This is a genomic window from Neobacillus niacini (genome assembly GCF_019749295.1).
In the GTDB taxonomy this organism is placed as follows: Bacteria; Bacillota; Bacilli; order Bacillales; family Cytobacillaceae; genus Neobacillus; species Neobacillus niacini_D.
In genome coordinates this window covers 629,560-653,608 of record NZ_JACWFG010000001.1, presented here as the reverse complement: position 1 = coordinate 653,608, position 24,049 = coordinate 629,560, and the positions used below count along the sequence as shown (strand labels likewise).

The 24,049-nt window shown below is 38.3% G+C and carries 23 protein-coding genes and 1 riboswitch; of the genes, 13 read left to right on the top strand and 10 right to left on the bottom strand.

Annotation, left to right across the window (positions count from 1 at the left end):
- Window positions 1-84: 84 nt before the first annotated feature.
- The 5 genes from H0184_RS03145 to addA all read left to right on the top strand — a co-directional run bounded on the left by H0184_RS03145 (window position 85) and on the right by addA (window position 9,713).
- Complete coding sequence (locus tag H0184_RS03145; protein ID WP_221820767.1) at window positions 85-1,038, top strand: LCP family protein; 954 nt, start codon at window positions 85-87, stop codon at window positions 1,036-1,038.
- 40 nt (window positions 1,039-1,078) lie between these two features.
- A complete protein-coding gene (locus H0184_RS03140; protein ID WP_221820765.1) occupies window positions 1,079-1,732 on the top strand; it encodes a TVP38/TMEM64 family protein in 654 nt (217 codons plus the stop codon).
- A gap of 2 nt (window positions 1,733-1,734) precedes the next feature.
- Complete coding sequence (lepB, locus tag H0184_RS03135; RefSeq protein ID WP_221820763.1) at window positions 1,735-2,289, top strand: signal peptidase I; 555 nt, start codon at window positions 1,735-1,737, stop codon at window positions 2,287-2,289.
- 175 nt (window positions 2,290-2,464) lie between these two features.
- Window positions 2,465-5,950 carry a helicase-exonuclease AddAB subunit AddB gene (gene addB, locus H0184_RS03130; RefSeq protein WP_221820761.1) on the top strand — a complete coding sequence of 1,162 codons (3,486 nt, stop codon included), beginning with the start codon at window positions 2,465-2,467 and terminating at the stop codon, window positions 5,948-5,950.
- Complete coding sequence (gene addA / locus H0184_RS03125; protein WP_221820759.1) at window positions 5,943-9,713, top strand: helicase-exonuclease AddAB subunit AddA; 3,771 nt, start codon at window positions 5,943-5,945, stop codon at window positions 9,711-9,713. The genes addB and addA overlap by 8 nt, the downstream gene beginning before the upstream one ends.
- A gap of 40 nt (window positions 9,714-9,753) precedes the next feature.
- Here the strand turns inward: addA and H0184_RS03120 are convergent, their stop codons facing one another.
- The 6 genes from H0184_RS03120 to H0184_RS03095 are packed head-to-tail and all read right to left on the bottom strand — an operon-like array spanning window position 9,754 to window position 11,681.
- A complete protein-coding gene (locus H0184_RS03120) occupies window positions 9,754-9,972 on the bottom strand; it encodes a spore germination protein (RefSeq protein WP_221820757.1) in 219 nt (72 codons plus the stop codon).
- Window positions 9,973-10,023: 51 nt separating this feature from the next.
- Complete coding sequence (locus H0184_RS03115) at window positions 10,024-10,404, bottom strand: spore germination protein GerPE (protein ID WP_221820755.1); 381 nt, start codon at window positions 10,402-10,404, stop codon at window positions 10,024-10,026.
- A 13-nt stretch (window positions 10,405-10,417) separates the two neighbouring features.
- Window positions 10,418-10,588, bottom strand: coding sequence for a spore gernimation protein GerPD (locus tag H0184_RS03110; RefSeq protein WP_221820752.1), 171 nt, complete (start codon window positions 10,586-10,588; stop codon window positions 10,418-10,420).
- Window positions 10,578-11,192: a spore germination protein GerPC gene (gerPC, locus tag H0184_RS03105; protein ID WP_221820750.1), complete on the bottom strand. Its 615-nt coding sequence runs from the start codon at window positions 11,190-11,192 to the stop codon at window positions 10,578-10,580. The genes H0184_RS03110 and gerPC overlap by 11 nt, the downstream gene beginning before the upstream one ends.
- A gap of 9 nt (window positions 11,193-11,201) precedes the next feature.
- Complete coding sequence (locus tag H0184_RS03100; protein WP_221820748.1) at window positions 11,202-11,438, bottom strand: spore germination protein GerPB; 237 nt, start codon at window positions 11,436-11,438, stop codon at window positions 11,202-11,204.
- Window positions 11,439-11,456: 18 nt separating this feature from the next.
- Window positions 11,457-11,681, bottom strand: a complete 225-nt coding sequence (locus H0184_RS03095; protein WP_221820746.1) for a spore germination protein — start codon at window positions 11,679-11,681, stop codon at window positions 11,457-11,459.
- A 229-nt stretch (window positions 11,682-11,910) separates the two neighbouring features.
- A riboswitch (cyclic di-GMP riboswitch) is annotated at window positions 11,911-11,997 on the top strand.
- Window positions 11,998-12,203: 206 nt separating this feature from the next.
- Between H0184_RS03095 and H0184_RS03090 the strand changes: the two genes are divergently transcribed.
- The 4 genes from H0184_RS03090 to H0184_RS03075 all read left to right on the top strand — a co-directional run bounded on the left by H0184_RS03090 (window position 12,204) and on the right by H0184_RS03075 (window position 13,919).
- A complete protein-coding gene (locus H0184_RS03090) occupies window positions 12,204-12,812 on the top strand; it encodes an ATPase, T2SS/T4P/T4SS family (protein WP_221820745.1) in 609 nt (202 codons plus the stop codon).
- A gap of 82 nt (window positions 12,813-12,894) precedes the next feature.
- Window positions 12,895-13,254 (top strand): YisL family protein, encoded by a 360-nt coding sequence (locus H0184_RS03085; protein ID WP_221820743.1) that lies wholly within the window; start codon window positions 12,895-12,897, stop codon window positions 13,252-13,254.
- A 118-nt stretch (window positions 13,255-13,372) separates the two neighbouring features.
- Entirely contained in the window at window positions 13,373-13,645 is a 273-nt protein-coding gene (locus H0184_RS03080; RefSeq protein ID WP_221820741.1) for a ubiquitin-like small modifier protein 1, read from the top strand.
- A 1-nt stretch (window position 13,646) separates the two neighbouring features.
- On the top strand, window positions 13,647-13,919 hold the full coding sequence (locus tag H0184_RS03075) for a hypothetical protein (RefSeq protein ID WP_221820739.1): 273 nt from the start codon (window positions 13,647-13,649) through the stop codon (window positions 13,917-13,919).
- A 55-nt stretch (window positions 13,920-13,974) separates the two neighbouring features.
- On the opposite strand, the gene H0184_RS03070 is transcribed toward H0184_RS03075, so the two are convergent.
- Entirely contained in the window at window positions 13,975-15,804 is a 1,830-nt protein-coding gene (locus H0184_RS03070; RefSeq protein WP_221820737.1) for an aldehyde ferredoxin oxidoreductase family protein, read from the bottom strand.
- A 222-nt stretch (window positions 15,805-16,026) separates the two neighbouring features.
- Between H0184_RS03070 and H0184_RS03065 the strand changes: the two genes are divergently transcribed.
- The gene (locus H0184_RS03065) at window positions 16,027-17,055 is read left to right on the top strand and encodes a ThiF family adenylyltransferase (RefSeq protein WP_221820735.1); all 1,029 of its coding nucleotides are present in this window, start codon (window positions 16,027-16,029) and stop codon (window positions 17,053-17,055) included.
- Between the two features lie 223 nt (window positions 17,056-17,278).
- Here the strand turns inward: H0184_RS03065 and H0184_RS03060 are convergent, their stop codons facing one another.
- Window positions 17,279-17,842 carry a DUF2777 domain-containing protein gene (locus tag H0184_RS03060; RefSeq protein ID WP_221820734.1) on the bottom strand — a complete coding sequence of 188 codons (564 nt, stop codon included), beginning with the start codon at window positions 17,840-17,842 and terminating at the stop codon, window positions 17,279-17,281.
- 164 nt (window positions 17,843-18,006) lie between these two features.
- Between H0184_RS03060 and asnB the strand changes: the two genes are divergently transcribed.
- Both asnB and H0184_RS03050 read left to right on the top strand, forming a co-directional pair.
- Window positions 18,007-19,857, top strand: coding sequence for an asparagine synthase (glutamine-hydrolyzing) (gene asnB, locus H0184_RS03055; protein WP_221820731.1), 1,851 nt, complete (start codon window positions 18,007-18,009; stop codon window positions 19,855-19,857).
- Window positions 19,858-19,919: 62 nt separating this feature from the next.
- Entirely contained in the window at window positions 19,920-21,431 is a 1,512-nt protein-coding gene (locus tag H0184_RS03050; RefSeq protein ID WP_221820729.1) for an alpha-amylase family glycosyl hydrolase, read from the top strand.
- Window positions 21,432-21,506: 75 nt separating this feature from the next.
- On the opposite strand, the gene H0184_RS03045 is transcribed toward H0184_RS03050, so the two are convergent.
- Window positions 21,507-22,382, bottom strand: a complete 876-nt coding sequence (locus tag H0184_RS03045) for an SDR family oxidoreductase (protein ID WP_221820728.1) — start codon at window positions 22,380-22,382, stop codon at window positions 21,507-21,509.
- A gap of 110 nt (window positions 22,383-22,492) precedes the next feature.
- Window positions 22,493-22,984: a YajQ family cyclic di-GMP-binding protein gene (locus tag H0184_RS03040; RefSeq protein WP_221820725.1), complete on the bottom strand. Its 492-nt coding sequence runs from the start codon at window positions 22,982-22,984 to the stop codon at window positions 22,493-22,495.
- Between the two features lie 136 nt (window positions 22,985-23,120).
- On the opposite strand from H0184_RS03040, the gene H0184_RS03035 reads away from it, so the two are divergent.
- Window positions 23,121-23,984, top strand: coding sequence for a CvfB family protein (locus H0184_RS03035; RefSeq protein ID WP_221820723.1), 864 nt, complete (start codon window positions 23,121-23,123; stop codon window positions 23,982-23,984).
- Window positions 23,985-24,049: the final 65 nt, after the last annotated feature.

Sequence of the window (24,049 nt, the reverse complement as noted above, 5' to 3'; positions counted from 1 at the left end):
GGAGAATGAATTATAGTATAGACATATTAAATTAATTTAACGATTGATAGTCCTCAAAATTTTACATAGATGGGTGAGTAAAGTATGAGATATGAAAAACATAAAAAAAAGAAAAAAAGAAAAACAAAATCGATATTTTTAGCTCTGCTGTTAGTAGTTGGCGCAACAGCAGGATATTCTTATTATCAGTATAAACAAGGAGTCAGCCAATCCTTAGAGCAAATTAATAATGGAAGTGCAGAAAATAATGTGAATGAAGAAGTATACACTTTTGAAGGTAAAAAGGATCAATATGGGGCCACCAATATCCTTTTATTAGGAAGTGACGCAAGAGAGGGTGAGGAGGTATCCCGAGCTGATACAATCATGATTGCTCATTATAATGAAGACAAAGGAACCTATAAATTAACTTCTATTATGAGGGATATTTATGTGAGTATCCCTGGTGAAGGCAAGCATAAAATCAATTCCGCCTTTATGCGGGGCGGGCCTGAGCTCATGAGAAAAACCATCAAGGAAAACTTTGATATTGATTTACAGTATTATGCGATTGTTGACTTTGAAGGTTTTGAACAATTGATTGATGAAGCTTTTCCTAATGGTGTTGAAATTAATGTTGAGAAGAGAATGGAAGAATATATAGAGGTTCCACTTGAGCCTGGACTGCAAAGATTAGATGGTAAAGAAATGCTTAGCTTTGTTCGGTTTAGACACGATGCAATAGGAGACTTTGGCCGGGTTCAACGACAGCAGCAGGCGCTTCAGGCGATAAGTGATCAGCTTTCAGGCATTCAAACGATACCGAAGCTGCCCAAATTAATTGGAGTAGTCACACCATATGTCAACACCAACATGGATACTGGAGATATGTTGTTTATGGCAAAGGATTTCTTTGCAAAGGATAGGGGAGATATTTTGACCTTTAGAATTCCTATAGAAAATGGATATACAGATGCAAAAATAAAAGGAGAAGGTGCAGTTTTGGATTTAGATTTAGAGATGAACACTGAGGCCTTTCATCAATTCTTAACTCAATAATAAAAAAAACAGCACAAAGCATTAAATAAGGAGCATGCGTATGGACTTTGAAGCGATTAAGGCATGGTTCACACTTGAAAATATAATGGATTTAATACAAGAATATCGGTCTTTTGGACCGTTACCTGGTATCGTGCTGCCCATGATTGAAGCATTTTTACCATTTTTACCATTAGTAATATTTGTAATGGCTAATGCAAGTGCTTTTGGGCTATGGCTGGGATTTTTATATTCTTGGATGGGGTCATGCTTAGGGGCATTATTACTATTTTTGCTTATAAGGAGGTATGGACAAAAAAGAATTTTTTCTTTTCTCTCAAAACACCCAAAGGTTCAAAAGTTAATGGATTGGGTTGACCGGCATGGTTTTGGACCACTATTCTTGCTGCTTTGTTTTCCATTCACACCTTCAGTTGTGGTTAATGTAGTAGCGGCTTTTTCAAAGATCAGTATTTACCAATACATGCTCGCCGTGGCAATCGGCAAAATGGTAATGATATTCACCATGAGTTTTGTTGGTTATGATCTTCAATCATTAATTACGCAGCCATACCGTACGGCAATTGTTTTTATCGTAATTTTTATTCTTTGGTATGTTGGAAAAAGAATTGAAGTAAGATTGAATAAGCGCATGGAAAATGACCATAATGAGGAGATAAATAGAGGAAAAGAATTGAAGAAACGGAGGAGCTAAAAATGAATATTGAATGGAAAAAAGAGGGGATTGAATGGATTAAAGCCTTTGCTATTGGAATTATCATTTTTGCTTTTATACGAACATTTTTCTTTTCTAACTATGTCGTTGAGGGTGAGTCTATGATGCCTACTCTCCAGGACGGAAACAAATTAGTAGTGAATAAACTAGGGTATCAAATTAGTGATCTTAGCCGTTTTGATGTTATTGTCTTCCATGCAAATGAGAAAGAGGATTTTGTAAAACGTGTTATTGGCCTTCCAGGAGATAAAATTGAATTTAGAGACGATCAATTATTTATTAATGGACAAAAGTACAAGGAACCATTTTTATCTGTTTATAAGCAAGACATCCCAGGTATCAAACTGACAGGCGATTTTAGTTTAAAGGAAATTACAGGAGAAAGTACCGTACCAGAAGGAAAACTATTTGTTCTAGGAGATAATCGCTTAGGCAGCTGGGACAGCAGGCATTTTGGATTTATCTCTGTCAGCCAGGTAGTTGGAAAAGTTGATCTCCGGTACTGGCCGCTAAATGAAGTAGATGTTCAATTTTAATAATAGCAGTTTGAGAAACCTGAGAGTACGATGATGATATCGTCTCTTTTTTTGTTAAAAAAATTTACCATTATTGGTGTTAATCTTTATAAGGTGTTCCAAACGTTTGTGCTCATTTTATGATAAAATGAGTGTATTAAATGATAGAAGGGTAATCGGAAAGCGAGGAAGATACATGTCTTTAAGAATGGTAACCGGAAGGTCGGGCAGCGGTAAAAGTCAATTGTGTATGAACGAAATACAAGACAGGCTGCTTGAGAATCCAGAAGGAGCACCGATTATTTATATAGTTCCAGAACAGATGACGTTTCAGGCAGAGTATCGTTTGGCAACCAATCCAATACTTGGTGGTATGATTCGTGCGCAAGTGTACAGTTTTTCTCGATTAGCTTGGAGAATTTTGCAGGAAACCGGCGGTATAGGCCGTTATCATCTAAGCAGTGTTGGAATTAGTATGCTTATTCGAAAAATAATTGAAGAGAAAAAAGATCAATTAACATTGTTTGGGCGCGCAGCTGACAAAAATGGTTTTGTTCAGCAAGTAGAACAAATGATTACTGAATTTAAACGTTATTGCATTACTCCTGATGAACTCATTCAAGAGGCTGAAATGGAAAACGGGAATGCATCGAGAGCGTTGAAAAATAAATTAAGTGATTTAGAAATTATTTATAGACAATTTGAAGATGAGGTCTTTGGGAAATATATCGATTCCGAAGACTATTTTCATTTGCTGTCAGAAAAAATTTCTGAATCAACCTACTTGAAAAATGCCGAGATTTATATTGATGGTTTTTATAGCTTTACACCACAGGAATTACGAGTCTTGAAAGAATTAATGAAACACTGTCCAAGAGTGACCATTACCATGACGACTGATTTAGACTCCTTTACTGTACCACCTGACGAATTAGATTTATTTCGGTTATCGACTGAGGCTGGTTTCATTATTTATGAAATGGCAAAATCTGAAGGAATTGAAATTGAAAATCCTATCTTTTTATCACATCAACAAAAATGGAGTAATCCATCTCTAAGTCATTTAGAGAGTAATTTTGATACGAGACCAGCACCCTCTTACTTTGGACAAACAGAGGTCCATATTGGTCAAGCTGTTAATCGCAGAGCAGAGATAGAAGGGATAGCGCGAAAAATTATTCAGCTGGTTAGGACCGGGAATTATCGCTATAAAGACTTAGCACTATTGATAAGAAATGGCAGTGATTATCATGAAATTGTAGAGCCAGTTTTCTCAGATTATCAGATTCCTTATTTTATTGATCAGAAGAGAACTATGCTGAATCATCCATTAATTGAACTAATCCGATCTACACTAGAAGTAATCCAATCATTTTGGCGATATGATCCTGTTTTCAGAGTAATAAAAACAGAATTGATATTCCCGCAGCAGGAAAATCCAGATAAAATGCGGGAGCAGATGGATAGGTTAGAAAACTATGTCCTTGCTTACGGAATAAAAGGGAGCAAATGGACGAAAAAAGAGCGATGGACGTATCGGCGCTTCAAAGGTCTTGAAATGGAAACAAATGGGCAAACAGATGCTGAAAAAGAAATAGAACAGCAATTAAATGAATTAAAGCTTATGGTGTCAGCACCGATTCTGCGTTTGTCCAGGAGGCTTAAAAAAGCTGATTCCGGTCGAAAACTTTGTGAAGCAATCTATTTATATTTAGAGGAATTAGATATTCCTTCTAAATTAGAAAATTTAAAAATAGAGGCTGAAGAAAAAGGAAATCTTGTTAAAATGCGTGAGCATGAACAGGTGTGGAATGCATGTATCGACCTTTTAGACCAGTATGTTGAAATATTAGGGGATGAGGAGGTTTCCTTAAAGTCATTCTCAGCTATATTAGAGGCGGGATTTGAATCTCTCTATTTTTCACTAATTCCTCCAGCGCTGGACCAGGTTATTATCGGAGATTTAGAAAAATCTAGATTGACAGATATAAAGGCAGCCTTTGTCGCAGGTGTGAATGAAGGTGTATTACCAGCTAAGATTTCGGATGATGGGATATTATCTGATGAAGAACGTGAGAGCTTAATAGCTCAAAATTTAACCGTGGCACCAAGCAGTCGAACACGATTATTAGATGAGAATTTTATTGCTTATAAAGCACTAACTACCCCAACAGACGCTCTATATGTCAGCTATCCGCTAGCAAATGATGAAGGAAAAGCATTAATACCTTCTTCGTATATCAAGAGATTGAAAGATATGTATCCGGGTTTAGAAGAGCATTTTTATGGTTTAGATTCTGCGGAATTAATAGAAGAGGAACAGTTGGACTTTGTTACCAATTACCAAACAACTTTGTCTTACCTAACCTCACAGCTTCAATTGAAAAAGCGGAATTATCCTCTTTCTGACCTATGGTGGGATGTATATAACTTTTATATATCAGGTGAGTGGAAAGGCAGGGCAGAGAAGGTATTCTCTTCTCTCTTTTATACCAACCAGACCATACAGCTTTCAAAGGAAACGGCGGATGAATTGTATGGTGATACGATACAAGCAAGTGTTTCAAGAATGGAATTATATAATGGCTGTGCCTTTTCTCATTTTGCACAGCACGGACTAAAGCTCCGCGAACGGCAAGTCTTTCGGTTGGAAGCTCCTGACATAGGTGAGCTGTTTCATGCAGCCTTAAAGTATATATCTGATTTTGTCAATGAGCAAAAACTTAGCTGGGATTCACTTACAAAGAGGCAATGTGAAGAACTAGCCAGGGAAGCAGTTACTGCTTTAGCTCCAAAGCTGCAAAATGAAATTCTATTAAGCTCTGAGCGGCATCATTATATAAAGCGAAAGTTAGAACAAATTATTACTAGAGCCTCTCAAGTATTAAGTGAGCATGCAAAAGTAAGTGGATTCTCTCCAATTGGGTTAGAACTAAGCTTTGGACGGAATGGCAAGCTTCCCCCATTAACGTTTTCATTAAAAAATGGAAAACGGATGGAATTAGCAGGCCGGATTGACAGAGTGGATCAAGCAAAAGGTGAAAATGATAGTACTTTTTTGCGTGTGATCGATTATAAATCGAGTGAAAAGGATGTTAATCTTAACGAAGTATATTATGGACTAGCACTGCAAATGTTAACCTACTTAGATATCGTCATTACACATTCTGATGAATTGGTAGAAATGAAGGCAAGTCCTGCAGGAGTCCTTTATTTCCATGTTCATAACCCGTTAATAAGTACAACTAAATTATTGACCATTGATGAAATAGAAAAGGAAATCATGAAAAAATTCAAGATGAACGGTTTAATGCTGGGTGACCAAAATGTCCTGAAGCTGATGGACCAAACCCTTGAATCAGGCGATTCGCAGATTATTTCGGCCGGTATTAAAAAAGATGGGAATCTGACGAAGAAATCAAAAGTAGCGAGCCTAAATGAATTTGATGACCTTAGGAGTTATGTCCGCAAGCTCTACCAAACTACAGGGGAGGCTATAGTGGACGGCCAGGTTGAAATCGCCCCTTTTAAATTAAAAGATAAAACGCCTTGTACATTTTGTTCGTACAAATCTGTTTGTCAATTTGACGAGTCCATTGAAAATCATTATAGAATTCTAACGCCACAGCCTAAAGAAACAATCTTTGAGTTAATGAGAAAGGAGGTCGGCGAAAATGAATAAATATGTAATACCGCCTAAACCCGCCGGGGCAAGTTGGACGGAAGACCAATGGAAAGCCATTATGGAAAAAAATAAAGACATCCTTGTTGCTGCGGCAGCCGGTTCTGGTAAAACAGCTGTCTTGGTTGAACGAATTATCCAAAAAATTCTTTCCGAACAAGACCCTATTGATGTGGATGAGTTATTAGTCGTAACGTTTACGAACGCATCTGCAGCTGAAATGCGTCATCGAATCGGAGAAGCATTGGAAAAGGCGATAAATAATGACCCAGGTTCAAGGCATTTACGAAAACAGCTTAGCTTATTAAATAAGGCATCTATCTCGACCCTTCACTCCTTTTGTATGGAGGTTATCCGTAAATACTATTACCTCATTGATATTGATCCTGGCTTTCGGATCGCTGATGATACAGAGGCACAATTAATGAGAGATGAAGTAATGGACGACCTGTTTGAAGAGGAGTATGGAAAAAAGGATAATGAGCCATTCTTTCGTTTAGTAGATTCCTTTACCAGCGACCGAAGCGACAGCGCCTTAATGGATATTGTCCGGGATATTTATGATTTTGCACGATCGAACCCAATGCCTAGTCAGTATTTACAGTCAATGATTGATATGTATGATGTAAATGCAGTAACAAATATAGAAGAATTACCCTTTATTCAAGCACTGCTATTTGATATTGAGCTCCAACTTGAAGGAGCTAAGGAAATGATAGAGCGCGGATTGGAAGTGACCAGGCTTCCGGGTGGTCCTGCACCAAGAGCGGAAAATTTTATGGATGACATAAATGTTATTAATACTCTAATCGAGGCAAACCGTGACTCGTGGTCAGCTCTTTATAATGCTATGCAAACATGGTCCTTCACTAGAGCAAAACAAGTAAAGGGGGACCATTTCGATAAAGAGTTGACTGAAAAGGCTCAAAAACTTCGTGATAAAGCTAAAAAGAAGATTCAAGATATCAAAGAAGAACTTTTTCTAAGAAAACCAGAGGGCTTCTTACGTGATATGGACGAAATGAGGCCACTAATTGAAACGCTTGTCCATTTGGTCACTGCTTTTTCTGCGCACTTTGAGAAAGCGAAGCGAGAAAAGGGTTTGGTGGATTATGCAGATTTAGAGCATTATTGTCTGGCCATATTAACAGGGGAAATTCGTTCAGATGGAGTGTTTCTGCCATCAGAAGCTGCATTAGCCTATCGCCATCATTTTAATGAAGTATTTGTGGACGAGTATCAAGATGTCAACATGGTACAGGAAACCATCTTACGGCTCGTTGCAAAAGAAGATGAGATCAATGGTAATCTATTCATGGTCGGTGACGTAAAACAATCCATCTATCGTTTTCGTTTAGCCGAGCCGAATTTATTCTTGGGAAAATATAACCGTTTCAGGCCGGACGCTCAGGGTACAGGATTACGTATTGATCTTGCACGAAATTTTAGAAGCCGGAAGGAAGTATTAGAAGGTACAAACTATTTATTTAAACAGATTATGGGTCTGAAGGTAGGGGAAATTGAATATGATGAAGCTGCTGAACTGCGGCCGGGTGCACCCTATCCTGAAGATGAATCATTTCCAATCGAGCTATTACTCATTGATCAAAATAATGATCGTAAAGAAGTGCCTGCAGACGCTGCTGATTCAGAAACGGAAATAGGACCTCTTGAATTTGATGAGGTGGATTTAGAAAAATCCCAGTTAGAAGCAAGAGTAATGGCTTCAAAGATTAAAGAATTAATAACGAATGAGACAAAGGTTTATAATCCTAAGACAGAGTCTAACCGTCCCATCAGGTATCGGGATATGGTTATCCTGCTCCGATCTATGACCTGGGCACCTCAGATTATGGAAGAGTTCAAACAACAAGGAATTCCTATTTATGCGAACCTTTCTTCTGGCTATTTTGAAGCAACAGAGGTGGCTGTCATGATGTCGTTGTTAAGGGTGATTGATAACCCAGTTCAAGATATTCCATTGGCCTCTGTCCTGCGGTCGCCCATCGTTGGGCTGAACGAAGAGGAGCTGGCACAAATACGTTTGCATAACAAAGGTACTTTTTGGGAGGCAGTTAAAAAGTTCTGTATGAGCAGCCCAACAGAAAAAACAGAGCTTTTATACGAAAAGGTCCGGCGTTTTTATGATTATTTGGTTGAATGGCGTTCCATGGCCCGCCAAGGATCACTTTCTGAACTAATTTGGCAGCTATACAGGGATACACAGTTTTATGACTTTGTTGGCGGTTTGCCAGGCGGTAAACAGCGGCAGGCTAACTTACGTGCCTTGTACGATAGAGCTAGACAATATGAGCAAACCTCTTTTAGAGGCTTATTCCGTTTCTTACGATTTGTGGAGAGAATGATTGAAAGAGGAGACGATCTAGGTGCAGCTAGAGCACTAGGTGAGCAGGAAGATGTTATTCGGGTTATGACTATTCACAGCAGTAAAGGACTTGAATTTCCAGTTGTATTTATTGCAGGGATGTCGCGAAACTTTAATATGACTGATATCCGAAAAGCCTATATGCTCGATAAAGAGTACGGTTTTGCTGCTAAATATGTAAATGTGGAAAAACGAATTTCCTATCCCTCTTTACCTCAAATTGCTTTTAAACGGAAAAAGAAAATGGAAATGCTCGCAGAAGAAATGCGGGTTCTTTATGTAGCCTTGACGAGGGCAAAAGAAAAGCTTTATCTGACTGGAACCATAAAGGATGCCGGTAAAAAAATAGAACAGTGGAATGATGTCTCAGCGAATACTGAATGGCTGCTCAAGGATTTTGAAAGAGCAGGTGCAGGCTGTTATATGGATTGGGTTGGGCCGGCGCTTATTCGACACCAAGACAGTAATGAAATAAGAAAGTTTGATAATATGCTTGTTCCCGAAGAGATTACCAGTCACCCTTCGTCATGGAAAATCACTTTAATTAATGCTGATGAGATCAATAATCAGGAGATTATTCAGACCACAGAAGAGGAATCCCTTCTTGAGCAGGTTGAGCAAAGTAAACTAATACCGATAACATCACCCTTTAGTGATGAAATTAAGTCTCGCTTAACATGGGAATATTCCTTTAGCAATGCCTCTACACATCGCTCAAAGCAATCAGTTTCGGAAATGAAGCGGCAAAGGGAAATGTCTGATGAGCATAGTGGAACAGAATTGTTAAGTAAGTTTAAAAAGTCAATCACGAAACGACCTAAGTTTATGCAGGAAAAGTCCTTAAGTCCTGCAGAGAGAGGAACAGCACTGCATATGGTCATGCAGCATGTTGATTTGAAAAAACCGATTACAGTTGAAAATATTGACGCACAAGTAGAATCTATGGTTAACAATGAACTGCTGTCTGTTGAACAGGCAGAGGTTATTGATACTCAGCTTATTGTGAAATTCTTTGATTCCGATTTAGGTAAAAGGATCACGAATGCTAAAGCGGTAAATCGTGAAATACCCTTTACCCTTTCATTACCTGCCTCAGAGGTATATCCAACTTGGACAGGTGAGGATGAATCTGTTTTTATTCAGGGGATTATTGACTGTGTTTTTGAGGATGAACATGGACTTGTCCTTATCGACTTTAAATCAGATGGAATTTATGATCGGTTCAAAGATGGATTTGAACAAGCTAGACCTATCCTTGAAGAACGCTACCGATTACAAATCAATTTATATACGAAAGCGTTAGAGCAAATTTGGAAGAGGAAGGTCAATGAAAGATATTTATTCTTCTTTGACGGCGCACATATTTTATATCTATAACTAATAAAAGACATAAACCGACTTTGGTTTATGTCTTTTATTAGTTATTCCCGCCAATTGGCTGGTCGAGTACATTCGCATCTAATACATTTGTACCGCTGATTCCGTTTGCTGTAAAGATAATTCCCCCCGTATTAAAGCCGCCTGAACCTGCATTTGTCTTAGAGGCACTTTTTGGAGAGATATAGACGGTATCACCGAAATGAACAACACCACCACTTACATTCACAATTTGAACTGGACCAATTATCGCTGGCATAAAAACATCCTTCACTTAAGTATTCCTACATATCATATTCTTTAATGCTCTCTATTGTTCATCTTCCTTATCGAACAACTGCCTGATATGTTTAACCCTTGCTTCTAATGAGACGTTTTCACTATTTCCAACATGAAGGATTGTCGCCGAAGACATGGCGATGATGGAAATATTATTAACCTTTATAAGTGGAAGGGTATTATGGGTAGAATGTGACAATTCTTCAGTTATTGGCAATAAAGGAATTGGTTCCGAAAAAATAGGATATTTTGAAAAGTTCCCTTCTTTTCCAAAAAACACATCAGCTTCCCGCTGAACAGCTAAGGCTCGTGAAAATCCATTAACCATACAAGAATCACCCAGTTGTATGGTAGAGGCGAAGGAAGCCGAATTCACTTTAATGGAGTTTACGACAGATGTTCTCTGGAGCATTTGACAGGCCCCCTTAAAATAATGGCACAAACGGCCCCATTATCAGTGATTCTGCTGGAGTATCAAAAGTTGAAGCCAATTGAATGGTTTGAGTGTCTCCAACCATTATGAGTGAGGAACTTGCTACCCCCATAATTCGAATAGTATCTACATGGAGGTCACGATTATATACTTCAAAGTTCATTGTGTGTATTCATTCCTTTCACGTTATCTGGTAAGTGATTAATAAATATTAAAATCCCTTTTTTAATTTCCTGTTTGATTAATTGAATAATACTATCTTCGGTATTTTGTTCGCCTTCATGTTCTCTGGTATTTTTGATATGGTAATCAATCCTAGCTGGAAGCTGCTTCATGATATCTTGTTTAATAAAATCTAAATAGGAATCATCTAACCGAATATTTAATTGATTCTGAGTTTCCTTAAATAGTGCTGGAAGTTCTGTTTCTAAATACTGATAAACTGACTCTTCTATTCTCATAGACCTCTGCATTTGTGCTTTAGGATGAATGGGAGTATTTAAGGATTGATTATCTACAGCAAAATCTTCAATATTTGCCAAATCTGAGGGGTTTAGTCCAATGTTTAATGTTCCATCAAGACTTTCAACCTTTAATTGATCGAATTTGTATTCAATTTTATCCACTCTAATACTAGGCTTATCCTTTAATTGCTTCATTTCTTCCTGAAGTTTTTGAATGGTCTGTTCCAGAATTGCTATTCTATTTTCTTGTGTTTGTAAAGTAATTTGGACCCACTGAAGAAGTTGTGAATAATCCTGATACATACCATCACCTCACCTTGAATCTTCTTCTCGTCCAGCACCAGACAAAGGTACCGCAAAATTAGATTGCCCGCTTGTTGTTTGCGTGCCCCCAGCTGTTGGTGCAGGGCCTGTAAAACCACCTGTATTATATAGATAAGAGGCAGGTTTGATGATTCCAGCACTGCCAATTTGCAGAACGGAAGAATTAGTAATACTGCTAATCTTAATAAAATTAATTTGAATGGACTGCTGGATATAAAAATTCATTGAAAAATCAACCTTTCCTTACGCATTAAGGAAGATTCCTTGATCAATACCATCTGAATCATTGGTATTCGTATTACTTAAATTATTATTATGGACATTTAAACTTTCCCCCGTATTAAAGGACCCAGCTCCGGAAAAAGTTTTTGCTGATGAAAATGGCATGATTTTATAGACATCTCCAATATGAAAAACTGAACTTGTGCCAAGTGAAATGACTTGAGCAACTCCTACAATGGCTGGCATAAACAACACCCTTTTTACCTTTTTTCTCCTAATATGGTATGTATGGGTTGGTGTAATGTGATTCATTCGCCCAATAAAAGTAAAAGTGAGTAAAACGATGTTGGGAAAAAAACGAAAATAGGCATATATCCCTATAGTTTTTGTATAAATGGTATATTAGTAGGATATAAGATAAAGGCAAAAGGGCTTATTATTAGTTTAAGAGGTCAGTCGGAAACTAAACACTGATTCTCGATAAAGGCAAAACTGATGAAAATCAGTGACGCAAAGCTAAAGGGGCTAAGGCGCATTTGCGCTACGCCAGCCAGTTACCGAAAGAACCGGGTGTTTTTCGTATGCTGCAGCAATCCAATACATAGTATTTTTATGTACATTGTTGTATTACATTTGTTAACCCCCCTTTCGGTAAAGGCGGGGTTATTTTTATTTTAGTTTTATTGAACCCTGCCTAACCGTTCATATTTTCTTTATGTTTTGTGAGCAAATTGGTTTTCAAAAACAAAAACAAGGCGGGTGGAATCTATGGGGCTATTAAAACAAATCCAACAGACGACTCAGGGACAAGATGTAGAACACAAATTATACAAGTCAGCAAGGCTGGCTATTAAAAGGAATTCATGGAAACCATTAGAACTGCAGGATCTAATTCGTAACGAGACCCTGTCAAAAGAAATGGCTCTCTTCCTCTGTACATGTGTGAAAGCTAGATTAAATATTCTAGTAAGCGGTGGGACAGGGGCAGGTAAAACAACCCTTGTCAATGCACTTTCCACTTTCATTCCAAAAGAGGAAAGAAGAATTATTGGAGATATTCGAGATAAGGATGGACGTGACATACTTCTGAAAGAAAATAAAGCATTTGATGGTTTTCTTGCAGCAGGGCACTCCAGCAGTCCAAGTAATATGATTGATCGCTTGGAACTTATTGCCTATCTTAATGGAATGAATATGCCTATCAATGCGATCAGGGAACAAATTGCTGGTACCATTGACATCATTGTTCACCTTTCACGTTTAAATGATGGATCAAGAAAAATTACGAAGATAACAGAGGTCCGGGGACTCGAAGGGGAAAATATTGTGCTTAGAGATATTTTTAAGGTTAGTCCTCTTAAAGGTTCTTATTATTAATTACACTTTTTATTTAGGATTTAGCTAATGCCTGTGGTATGATAGTGTTGCTATAAGCTATTGTACATAGGAGGAAAATTACATGATTCACGGTCACGTTACAGCTTGGGTTTTAGCCCTAATATTATTTATTGTCGCTATATTTTTACTAAAAGGCGGAAAAGAAAAGGGCGCTAAAATTGTTCGGATGATTTTGCGTGTACTTTATCTGCTAATTATTGCAACAGGAGTTGGACTGTTGTTCATGCTGTCCAATATTGATTTGTTGTATATATTAAAAGCGGCAGTAGGGATATGGGTAATTGGGTTATTTGAAATGATTCTTAGCAAGGTTGCACAAAATAGAAAGACATCAGTTCTGTGGATACAATTTGTTATCGCCTTCTTACTTGTATTGTATTTAGGATTTGATAAACTTCCAATGTCAATCTTTTATGTATAAGTTAGTTTTTTAAAGGAGCTGTCGGTTTATTTACCGGCAGCTCTTTTTTTGTGTAAAAAGTGATGACAAGGATTGCAAATAGTTTTACTATTTATGTAAGGAGAGAGGAGTGTTTGAGATGCTAGTAAGAGTGTTTGCTAATCTCCGGCAGATTTGCGGCGGAGTGGGGGTAGAGGTTATTCCGGAAGGCCAACGGGTAATCGATGTACTAGATAAAATGGTAGAAATGTTTCCTTATCTCAAGGATGAAATATTTACTGCTGAAAAAGAACTGCTGCCATTTGTCCATGTTTTTATTAACGGAAGAAATATTATTCATTTAGATGGTCTTGTAACCATTGTAAAAGAAACTGATCAATTTGCACTCTTTCCGCCTGTGGCAGGTGGTTAACATGCTGCAGCAGGAATTGGAGTTTCGTGGAATAAATCGAGAGCACCTCGGAATGTATTTTGAGGAGTTAGGCGGTAAACAAATTACCGATCATTTTCCTTACGTATATCAATCTAAGGACTGGTACGGAGAAATAGTATACGAAGAGGAGATTTCGATTACTTCAACATTTAAAGTGAATGCTGTCTATATCCGCTTTTATGCTTCAGATGATATCACGCTTAACCAGCTGATCAAAGATTATCGTGTGAAAACTAGGAGAATAGGTGGATAGTAAATTTCAAGACAAAAGGCTTCTGCAAAATATGCAGAAGCCTTTGATTATGTCATTAGACTAACTGATTTTCCGGATCGATAATCTCAAGCTCACGAAGCTTTGCTTCGGTAACTTTACCAGCCTCCCAGCCGCGGACTTGGTAGTACTCTTTAAGCATAATATCCATACGGCTGACCTCACCAGCACTATTACCAGATGCAGGCTCATCTGTGAATCGTTTTGGAAGATAGTCATCTTCTTCTTTATCAAATCCAGCGAGGTTGTTATAATAACGCTCAAGATTGTAAATTCTTTCTCCAGCCTTCATTACATCATCAGCAGTCAACGGAATACCAGTCATAGTGCTATATTGCTCTGCATAATGCTCAGCGTTTTCCGAGAAGGAAGAAAACTTACAAATATTCATAGAATCAGAGAAAGCAAGCATATCTTGGAATATTTTTAATAACTCACCTTTTCCTTCAGGCTTAAGGCGGTCTGTTGGTTCTGGAATACCCGCAATTTCACTGGCAACCGTATAGCCGCGTAAATGACAGGCTCCACGGTTACTAGTTGCATAACCGAGACCAATCCCTTGAATACCACGTGGGTCATATGCAGGAATAGACTGTCCCTTTACAGACATAGAAAGCTCTGGTGCACCCCAGGAAGCTGTTGCTTTCGCAGGGCCTTCAGCAAGGATACCGCCAAACCCTTCACGGAATACAATCTTCTTAGTTAAGTCAATCATGGAATCGGCATCGCCCCAAATGAGTTCTTCTGTGATTAACCCCTTTTCATAGGCTTCCATCGTGACAGAGAAGCAATGGCCAAGCTCAATTGTATCGAGCCCATATTCATTACACTGGTCAATTAGATAAGAAATAGCTTCAGCATCACTTAATAAGCAGTTAGATCCAAGTGACCAGGAAGATTCAAATTCAAAGCTTTCTACTCTAGTTTTATACTTGCCATCCTTTACTTCTACTTCAATTTTGCAGCCAACAGGGCATGCATGGCATGTATTGTTTTTAACAAGCAAATGCTGGTTTACATATTCACCACTGTGCTTTTCTGCCTCATCCCAATGAGTGAACTGAGAGTTCTTTGTTGGAAGTGCTCCAACCTCATTGATAATGTTAGTTAATACGTTTGTACCGTAAACGGAAAGACCGCCTTTATTTGGCGCAGTTAATCCGCCGTCAAGAATTGCTTTTACTGCCTTTTTGTTCGCTTCTTTATACTCAGTTTCTAATTTTGGCTGCGGCATATTACCTTTTTGAGATGCCTTAATTACAACCGCTTTCAATTTTTTGTAGCCTGCAACAGCGGCAGTTCCGCCTCGTCCTGCAGCGCGATCATGCTCGTTAATAAAGGAAGCGAACTTAACTGTGTTTTCACCTGCTTGACCAATCGTCATGACACTAAGATCTTGTTCACCATATCTAGCCTGCATCGTTTTAACTGTTTCTCTTGTTCCTTTACCCCAAAGATCTGACGCATCACGCAATTCCGCCTTGCCATCCTCGATATAAAGATAAACTGGCTTGTCACTTTTACCTGTAAGGATTATATTATCAACACCTGCCCATTTTAAGCGGGCTGCTGTCCATCCTCCCATATGGGAATCCGTAACGGTTCCTGTTAACGGAGACTTAGTTACAACACAAAGACGTCCGCTCATGGAAGAACGTGAGCCGGTTACAGGACCAGTCATAATACAAAGCATGTTTTCAGGAGACAATGGCTCAACCTCAGGACCGTTATCAAGGACATATTTAACGCCCAGCCCGCGGCCGCCAATGTACTTTTTTGCATCTTCCTCGTTAATAGGTCTGTAATTAATACTGCCTGCTGTTAAATCAACTACCACTTCTTTGTTTAAGAAACCGCCTAAATTCAATGTTTTTCCCTCTCTTTCATTAATAAATTGAAGCTTATCTCCCATTTATATTAGAAAATATTAATAGGATATTCCTCTCAAAATTAATAAATAAACCCAATTCCTATTATACAATCATTTTTACATATTTAATATTTAAACTTTTCTAAAATTAAATTAAAATTAACGTAGATTGCATGACTCGTTACAATGTACTATTAATCTAGAAAAGAGGATTACTATATGGACGATTTAGGACGATATTCAAGACAAATTCTTTTTTCAGGAATAGGGAAAGAGGGACAGGTGAAGTTACTGGAGAGTAAGGTCGCTATTGTCGGTGTCGGTGCCCTTGGGACAGTATGTGCCAATCATTTAGCCCGATCGGGTGTGGGATACATAAGATTAATTGATAGAGATGTAGTAGACCTTTCCAATCTGCAGCGTCAATCACTTTTTAATGAGGAAGATGTAAAACTTAATCTTCCAAAGGCAGTTGCTGCAGGGAAGAGACTAAACTCTATTAACTCTACGGTTACAGTTGATGCTGCTGTTACAGATTTAAATCTTGATAATGCAGAGGAATTATTAGCAGGGGTTGATGTTATCATTGATGGCACAGATAATTTTATGACCCGCTATTTAATCAATGATGTTTGTGTTAAATATGGGATCCCCTGGGTTCATGGGGCTGCAGTCAGTTCTAGAGGAATGTTTGCTGTAATAAAGCCCGGAATCACCCCTTGTTATCGCTGTCTATTTCCGACTGTGCCAGCTGGAAGAGGAGAAACCTGTGATACGATTGGTGTTCTGTCACCAATAACGGATATAATTGGTTCCTTTCAGGCAATGGAAGCTATAAAACTATTAATAGGGGCACCCACGAGTTCTAACCTTGAGCAAATTGATGTTTGGGATACTTCTTTTTTTTCAATGGATACAAGTAAGGGAGCAAACCCGCAATGTCCGTCATGTGTAAACCATCAATTTGACTTTCTAGATCGTTCATCATCCCTGCAAGAAGCGTATAGCTCGCTATGCGGTCGAGATACGGTGCAAATATATTTTAGGGATAAGCGTGAGCGAGACCTAATAAAACTTAGTGAACGCCTAAAGAAAAATGGAAAGGTAACCGGAAACCAATTCTTACTTCGTTTCTCACCTAACGAAGAAACTTCAATAGTCGTCTTCAAAGATGGTCGGGTTCTTGTCCACGGAACAAATGATATCGTAAAAGCAAAATCCCTTTATTCAAAATATATAGGAAACTAAAAAACAGTAAAAGGTGTGTTTTATCTATACAAGGCTATGATAATAGACATTTATGATTGGAGCGGAAGGCGCGAGACTCCTGCGGGAGGACGGGGCAGGGGAGACCCCACAGGCGCATAAGCGCCGAGGAGGCTCCCCGGACCGCCCGCGGAAAGCGAAGCGCCTTGAGCGCAAATCAACAAACAACTTTTACATAGCCTTTATGAAAAACACACCTTTTCTATTATGAAATCATTTTTTCAATGACCAATCGTTTTCCGGTATTTAAGGTAAATTCAAAGCGGTCATTTACCTTTTCAAAATAGCAAAAATGATGTTGAACATTACAAATTTGCTCCTGGTTATCGAATACAATAAAGTTTACCCCATCCTTTCGATTATCATCGGACAAGAATGATAGGTGATTATAACAATAAATACAATCATAAATAGAAAAGTCTAGGGAGTTTAATGTCGTGACAAATTGAAAGAAGGCGTCATCATTCATTCCCTCTAAAAGTCTCTCTAATGAGTAAATTAAATGCTTCCTGATTCTAACCTTGTCATGGTCGCGAAGCATTATCAGCTCATTTCCACTTCGAATCTTTCCGGATTCGATTAAAATCCCTTTCCTCCAACGATTAACCCTAAATATTTCGACCTCTTGCTGAAGATAGTCATCAAGCATAGCTGCTTCTTCTGTTTCCTCATCAAAAAAAATCCATTGATCACTGATTTGCTCAACTGCTCCTTCGTTATAGGCCCTCAGTTGAAAATCTAATAGTTTAATTCTCTGTTGTCGATTCATGTTTAACCTCCGTGCCTAATGCTTTCTTTTTCTTTGTAGACATCTTTATGAACTTTTATAACTTGTTTATCTTTAATTTGGACAATTTACCAAATAAATTGGGCTGAATAGAATAAAAGCATGTAATGATATCCAGTGTCAGTTACTGGAGAGAGGAGCTTTATATGTGCGGAGTTTCAGGATGGGCTGATTTTACTAAAGATTTAAGAAATGAAAAAGCTGCGATTGAAAAAATGACAAAAACTCTAGCAAAGCGGGGACCAGATGAAACGAACCTCTGGGTTCAAACACATGCTGGATTTGGTCATAAGCGTCTGATAGTTGTTGACCCTGAAGGGGGAAGACAGCCAATGACTAAACAAAAAGATGGTATACAATATACAATTTGTTACAATGGGGAGTTGTACAATACTGAAGATATCCGCAAAATTCTCCTTACTAAAGGATATTCTTTTAAAGGTCATTCTGATACAGAAGTTCTGTTAACAGCCTATATAGAATGGGCGGAGGAGTGCGTAAATTTCTTAAACGGGATATATGCCTTCGCTATTTGGGATCAGCAGAAAGAACAATTGTTTATTGGCCGCGACCGGTTAGGAGTTAAACCCTTATTTTTTACAGAATTAAATAACGGGATTGTATTTGCTTCTGAAATCAAGGCTATTCTTGCAAACCCTGGGATGAAAACAGAGCTGGAATATGAGGGGCTGGCCGAGATATTCGGTTTAGGACCGTCACGGACGCCGGGATCTGGAATCTTTAAAGGAATTAAAGAGTTAAGGCCGGCACATGCCATGACTTTTTCTAAAAACGGGCTAAAGATTTGGCGCTATTGGAATGTGAAGAGTGATGTGCACAAGGATAATGTTGAGGAAACGGCTGAAAAGGTCCGTTATTTGGTAACAGATGCTGTAACAAGGCAGCTGGTATCGGATGTTCCACTCTCTACCTTCTTATCAGGCGGCCTGGATTCAAGTATTATCACGGCCATTGCAGCACAGGGATTTAAAGACCAAGGAAAAGGTCAGCTTCATACTTATTCTATTGACTATGAAGGAAACGACCAATTCTTCAAAGCAAATGAATTCCAGCCAAATGCGGATGAAAAATGGATTAACATTGTAACCAATGAGTTTAATACAAAGCATCATTTCAAAACCATTTCTCAGGATCAATTAGTGAAAGACTTAACAGAAGCGGTTCATGTCCGCGACTGTCCTGGTATGGCTGACATTGATTCCTCCTTGCTTTGGTTTTGTAAAGAAATTAAAAAGGATTTTGTTGTTAGTCTTTCAGGAGAATGTGCAGATGAGATATTTGGAGGGTATCCATGGTTTCACCGCAAGGAAGATTTAGAGAGACCAGGTTTCCCTTGGATGCGTTCCGTAAATGAAAGAAACAATTTGTTAAGAGCTGATTGGCAGCAAAAACTGAATTTAAAGGATTATGTTATCGAAAGATACAATCAAGCCATCCAGGAAACACCTAAATTGGATGGTGAGAGCTTGGCAGAAACAAAACGGAGAGAGCTTTTCTATATTAATATGACACATTTTATGACAACGCTGCTTGATCGAAAAGATCGGATGAGTATGGGCGCGAGTTTAGAAGTTAGGGTGCCCTTTGCAGACCATCGTCTTGTAGAATACGTCTGGAACATCCCGTGGGATGTAAAAATGGTTCATGGCAGGGAAAAGGGGATATTAAGAAAAGCTTTTGAAGGGGTTCTCCCTGAGGAAGTATTATATCGTAAGAAAAGTCCTTACCCGAAAACCCATAATCCAGCCTATACGCAGGCTGTTCAAAAGCAGATGCGGGAGATATTAAATGATAAGTCCTCGGTACTTTATGAATTATTTAATCGTGATTTATTAAATGAAATCGTTGAATCAGGAGGAAATTCTTTTAAAGAGCCTTGGTTTGGTCAGTTGATGTCAGGACCACAGCTATTAGCTTATTTTATCCAGCTGGATATTTGGTTTAAAGATTACAATATTAACATAATAAATGCATAGACGTTAATAGTTGGATTACCATCTTTATTAGATTAAAATGAGTGTATGGAAGGGGATTGAAGATGAAGAAAACCTTGATTACACTCATTTTATTTTGTATTTTAATTATTTCAGCAGTACCAGCTTACGCAGAGACAAAGAAGGATACACGGAAGTGGCAGGATGAAACTGTTTATAGCTTAATGGTCGATCGTTTTTTTAATGCTGATACGAAAAATGATATTGATGTAAATACTCTAGACCCTCTTGCCTACAATGGCGGGGATTTCCAGGGAGTTTTGGATAAGCTTGATTATCTCAAGGATATGGGATTCACAGCTGTCCGGTTAACATCGATATTTGACAATACTCCTTTTGGATACCACGGTTATTGGGTGAATGACTTTTATAAGATTGAAGAACATTTTGGATCAATGAAGCTCTTTAAAAAGCTCGTTCAAGAGGCACATAAAAGAGATATGAAAGTGATCATTGATTTTACAGCCAATAGTGTTTCCACAGAAAATCCATGGGTAAAGGATGAAACGAAGCAAGACTGGTTCAACAAAAAACGAGAAATTGCCAATTGGGCTGATCAGGATGAGGTATTGAATGGCTGGGTGAATGGTCTTCCTGACTTAAATCAGGACAACCCTGAAGTTAAAAAATATTTATTGGATGCCGCCAAATGGTGGATAAATGAGACGGATATAGATGGATACAGCCTTCCAGAAGTAAATCATGTACCTGTTTCTTTTTGGAGTGATTTTGCAAAAGAAGTCAAAAGCGAAAAGGAAAACTTTTTTCTTTTAGGGATCACCACCTCAAACAGTGAAGTAGGTCTTGAAACATATGCAGGTGCAGGAATTGACAGCGTTACTGATTATCAACATAGTGAGAACCTGCGCAGGGTCTTTGCTTCTACCAATCAATCGTTTAATGAGTTGAAAGATAATGATCTTCAAAAACCAGAAATACAGCCGCAATTTTTTGATAATGAACTGACGACTAGGTTTACAAGTGATATTGTTAAGAACAAACATTTTCCAGGAGCCCGCTGGCGGACGGCTTTGACTTATATATATAGTACCCCAGGCATCCCAATCGTCTTTTATGGCAGTGAAATTGCTTTAAATGGCGGAGAAATTCCGGACAACCACCAGCCAATGAATTTTAGGACAGAAAAAGAGCTCATTGATTATATTACGAAGCTTGGCGAATTAAGAAATCAGCTGCCTTCTTTGACGCGGGGAAGTATGGAGATGCTTTATGAAAAAGATGGAATGGCTGTTTATAAACGCGTCTACCAAGATGAAACGGCGATTATTGCTATCAATAATACAAGTGAATCTCAAAATGTTACCTTAAGCGATGAGCAAATTGATGGTGGAAAAGAACTTCGTGGAATGCTTAATGGAGATTTAGTCCGAAGCACTAAAGATAACCAGTATGATCTGATAATTGACCGAGATGAAGCAGAGATTTATGTGCTTGCAAAAAAGAGCGGGATTAATCTTCCTCTAATTGGATCACTAGTTGCAGTCTACATTTTATTTACTCTTTTTATCATAAAAGTAAAGAAGAGAAAAAAATAAAAATTATCAAAAAAGGCGATTCTTCATTGGGGAAGGATCGCCTTTTTTTTCTAGCTTGGATTCCTAGTAAATATTCTATCCATTAACGATTTTACCGCCATTAACATGGAGTATTTGACCACTTACATAGGATGAATCATCAGATGCAAGATATACATAGCTTGGGGCTAACTCGTAAGGTTGGCCGGCTCTCCCCATAGGGGTATCTGTACCAAAGGAAGCGACTTGGTCTTCAGTGAATGTTGAAGGAATGAGCGGTGTCCAAATCGGACCTGGTGCGACACCATTTACTCTTATCCCCTCCGGAGCCAGGGATTTTGCTAACGAACGTGTGAAAGTTACTATAGCCCCTTTTGTAGCTGAGTAATCTAATAATTCTTCGTGCCCGGCATAGGCTGTAATCGAAGTGGTATTGATAATGGAGGCACCCTTTTTTAAGTATGGTAATACCATTTTGGACATATAAAAGTAGGAGAAAATATTAGTCCTAAACGTTTTTTCAAGCTGTTCAGAGGTTATATCCAGCAGACTTTTCTGCGGGTGCTGCTCTGCTGCATTATTAACTAAAATATCAATTTTTCCAAATTGCTCTTTTATTTGCTTTACAATATCTTTACAAAATTTTTCGCTGCCAATGTCACCAGCAAAGAGAAGGCAGTTACGCCCTTCTGCTTCAACAAGTGCTTTTGTTTCTTCTGCATCCTGCTGCTCCTCTAAGTAGGCGATGGCAACATCTGCACCTTCTTTAGCAAAATAAATAGCAACAGATTTTCCAATACCACTATCCCCGCCAGTAATAATCGCTGTTTTCCCTGCCAGTTTCCCTGCGCTTTTATAGTTAGTGTCCACTGAAACGGGACGAGGGTTCATTTCACTTTCGACCCCAGGCTGATGATTTTGATGCTGCGGGGGGAAAGACTTCTTCTGCTGTTGTTGTTTGTTGTTAGTCATTCATTCCTACCTCCAAGATTATTTACCATGTTAGTTTAAGGAATATGAACGAAAATATTAGCAAATAAAAAAGGAGAAGAGGAATTTTCCTTTTCTCCTGTAAATATTGATCATCGATAGTTAATAAATTGGACATCGACTGTAAGGTCTGCTTCGCGTACCAAAGAGATAATCTTCTGCAGGTCATCACGGTTCTTACCGCTAACACGTACTTGGTCGTCCTGAATTTGGCTTTTTACCTTAAGGCCGCTATTTTTAATAATGGTGTTAATTTTTTTAGCATTTTCTTTATCAATTCCTTGGACAAGTTTTGCTCTTTGACGAACAGTCCCGCCAGATGCTTTTTCCAATTTTCCATAATCTAGATTCTTAACGGGAACACCTCTTTTGATTAACCTGCCAAGCAGGACGTCCTTCAGTTGATCCATTTTAAATTCGTCATCTGAAACCAGAACAAGCTCTTCTTTATCAAGAGTAACTTCACTTTTGCTGCCTTTAAAATCATAACGAGTTTTAATTTCCTTCATCGTTGCAGTAATTGCATTTGTGACTTCCGGAAAATCGACTTTGGATACAATATCAAAAGATTCATCTTTGGCCATAGTAATAATACCTCCAAAATATTTTTAATTACGGTATGTAATTTTGCTAAAGTTTCCCTTTATGGCTTCATTATAGTAAAATATAGCAAGTCAAACAACCCTATAGACAACTATAGGAGAGAAAAGGTGAGTTAAGATGTCTTTACAAGAACTAATTGGTCAAACCGTTACGTTAACCGTAGCACGAAAAGCCGACTTCGGGTATTTTTTAACAGATGGAAATGAAGATGTTTTGTTGCATATAAATGAGGCTGACCGGGATTATGAGGAAGATGAATCTGTAGAAGTCTTCCTTTATGTTGACTCCGAAGGCAGGACCTCTGCTTCTACAACCATACCTGAAGTTGCGATTGGTAAATATGCTTGGCTTAAAGTAGTAGATTCTAACCCTCATGTTGGAGTGTTTTTAGATATTGGGATTAAAAAGGATTTATTATTAGGGATTGATGATCTCCCTGTTCATAAATCAGTCTGGCCAAAGGCAGGGGATTTGGTTTATGTTACATTGAGGGTGAATAATAATTTTCTGCTATATGCTAAGCTTGCGACTGACCCTGTTATTGAATCGATTTCTAATCAGGCAACTAGGAAAGATTTTAACAAAAATGTTCAGGGGCATATCTATCGTACAGCAAAGGTAGGCAGCTGGATCTATACCATTGAGGGCTATAAAGGATTCATTCATGAGTCTCAAAGACAAACAGAGCCACGGTTAGGACAAATGGTAGAAGGAAGAATTATTGACGTCAAGGAAGATGGAACAGTAAATGTGTCGTTACTTGCGAGGAAGCAAGAAGCACAAGACCTTGAGGCTGAACGAATCTTTGAATATTTAATGAGCAGAAATGGTGCTATGCCATTTAATGATAAAAGCATGCCTGAAGAGATACAGGAACGTTTTCAGTTAAGTAAAGGTGCATTTAAACGTGCGCTTGGAAAACTTATGAAAGATGGCCGTGTTTATCAAGAAGGAAGCTGGACATATCTTAAGAAAGATTAATTTTTTTCTACATACTCTTTTATAAATGGACAACACTAATGTTGAAAGCATTTTGAAAGGGGTAT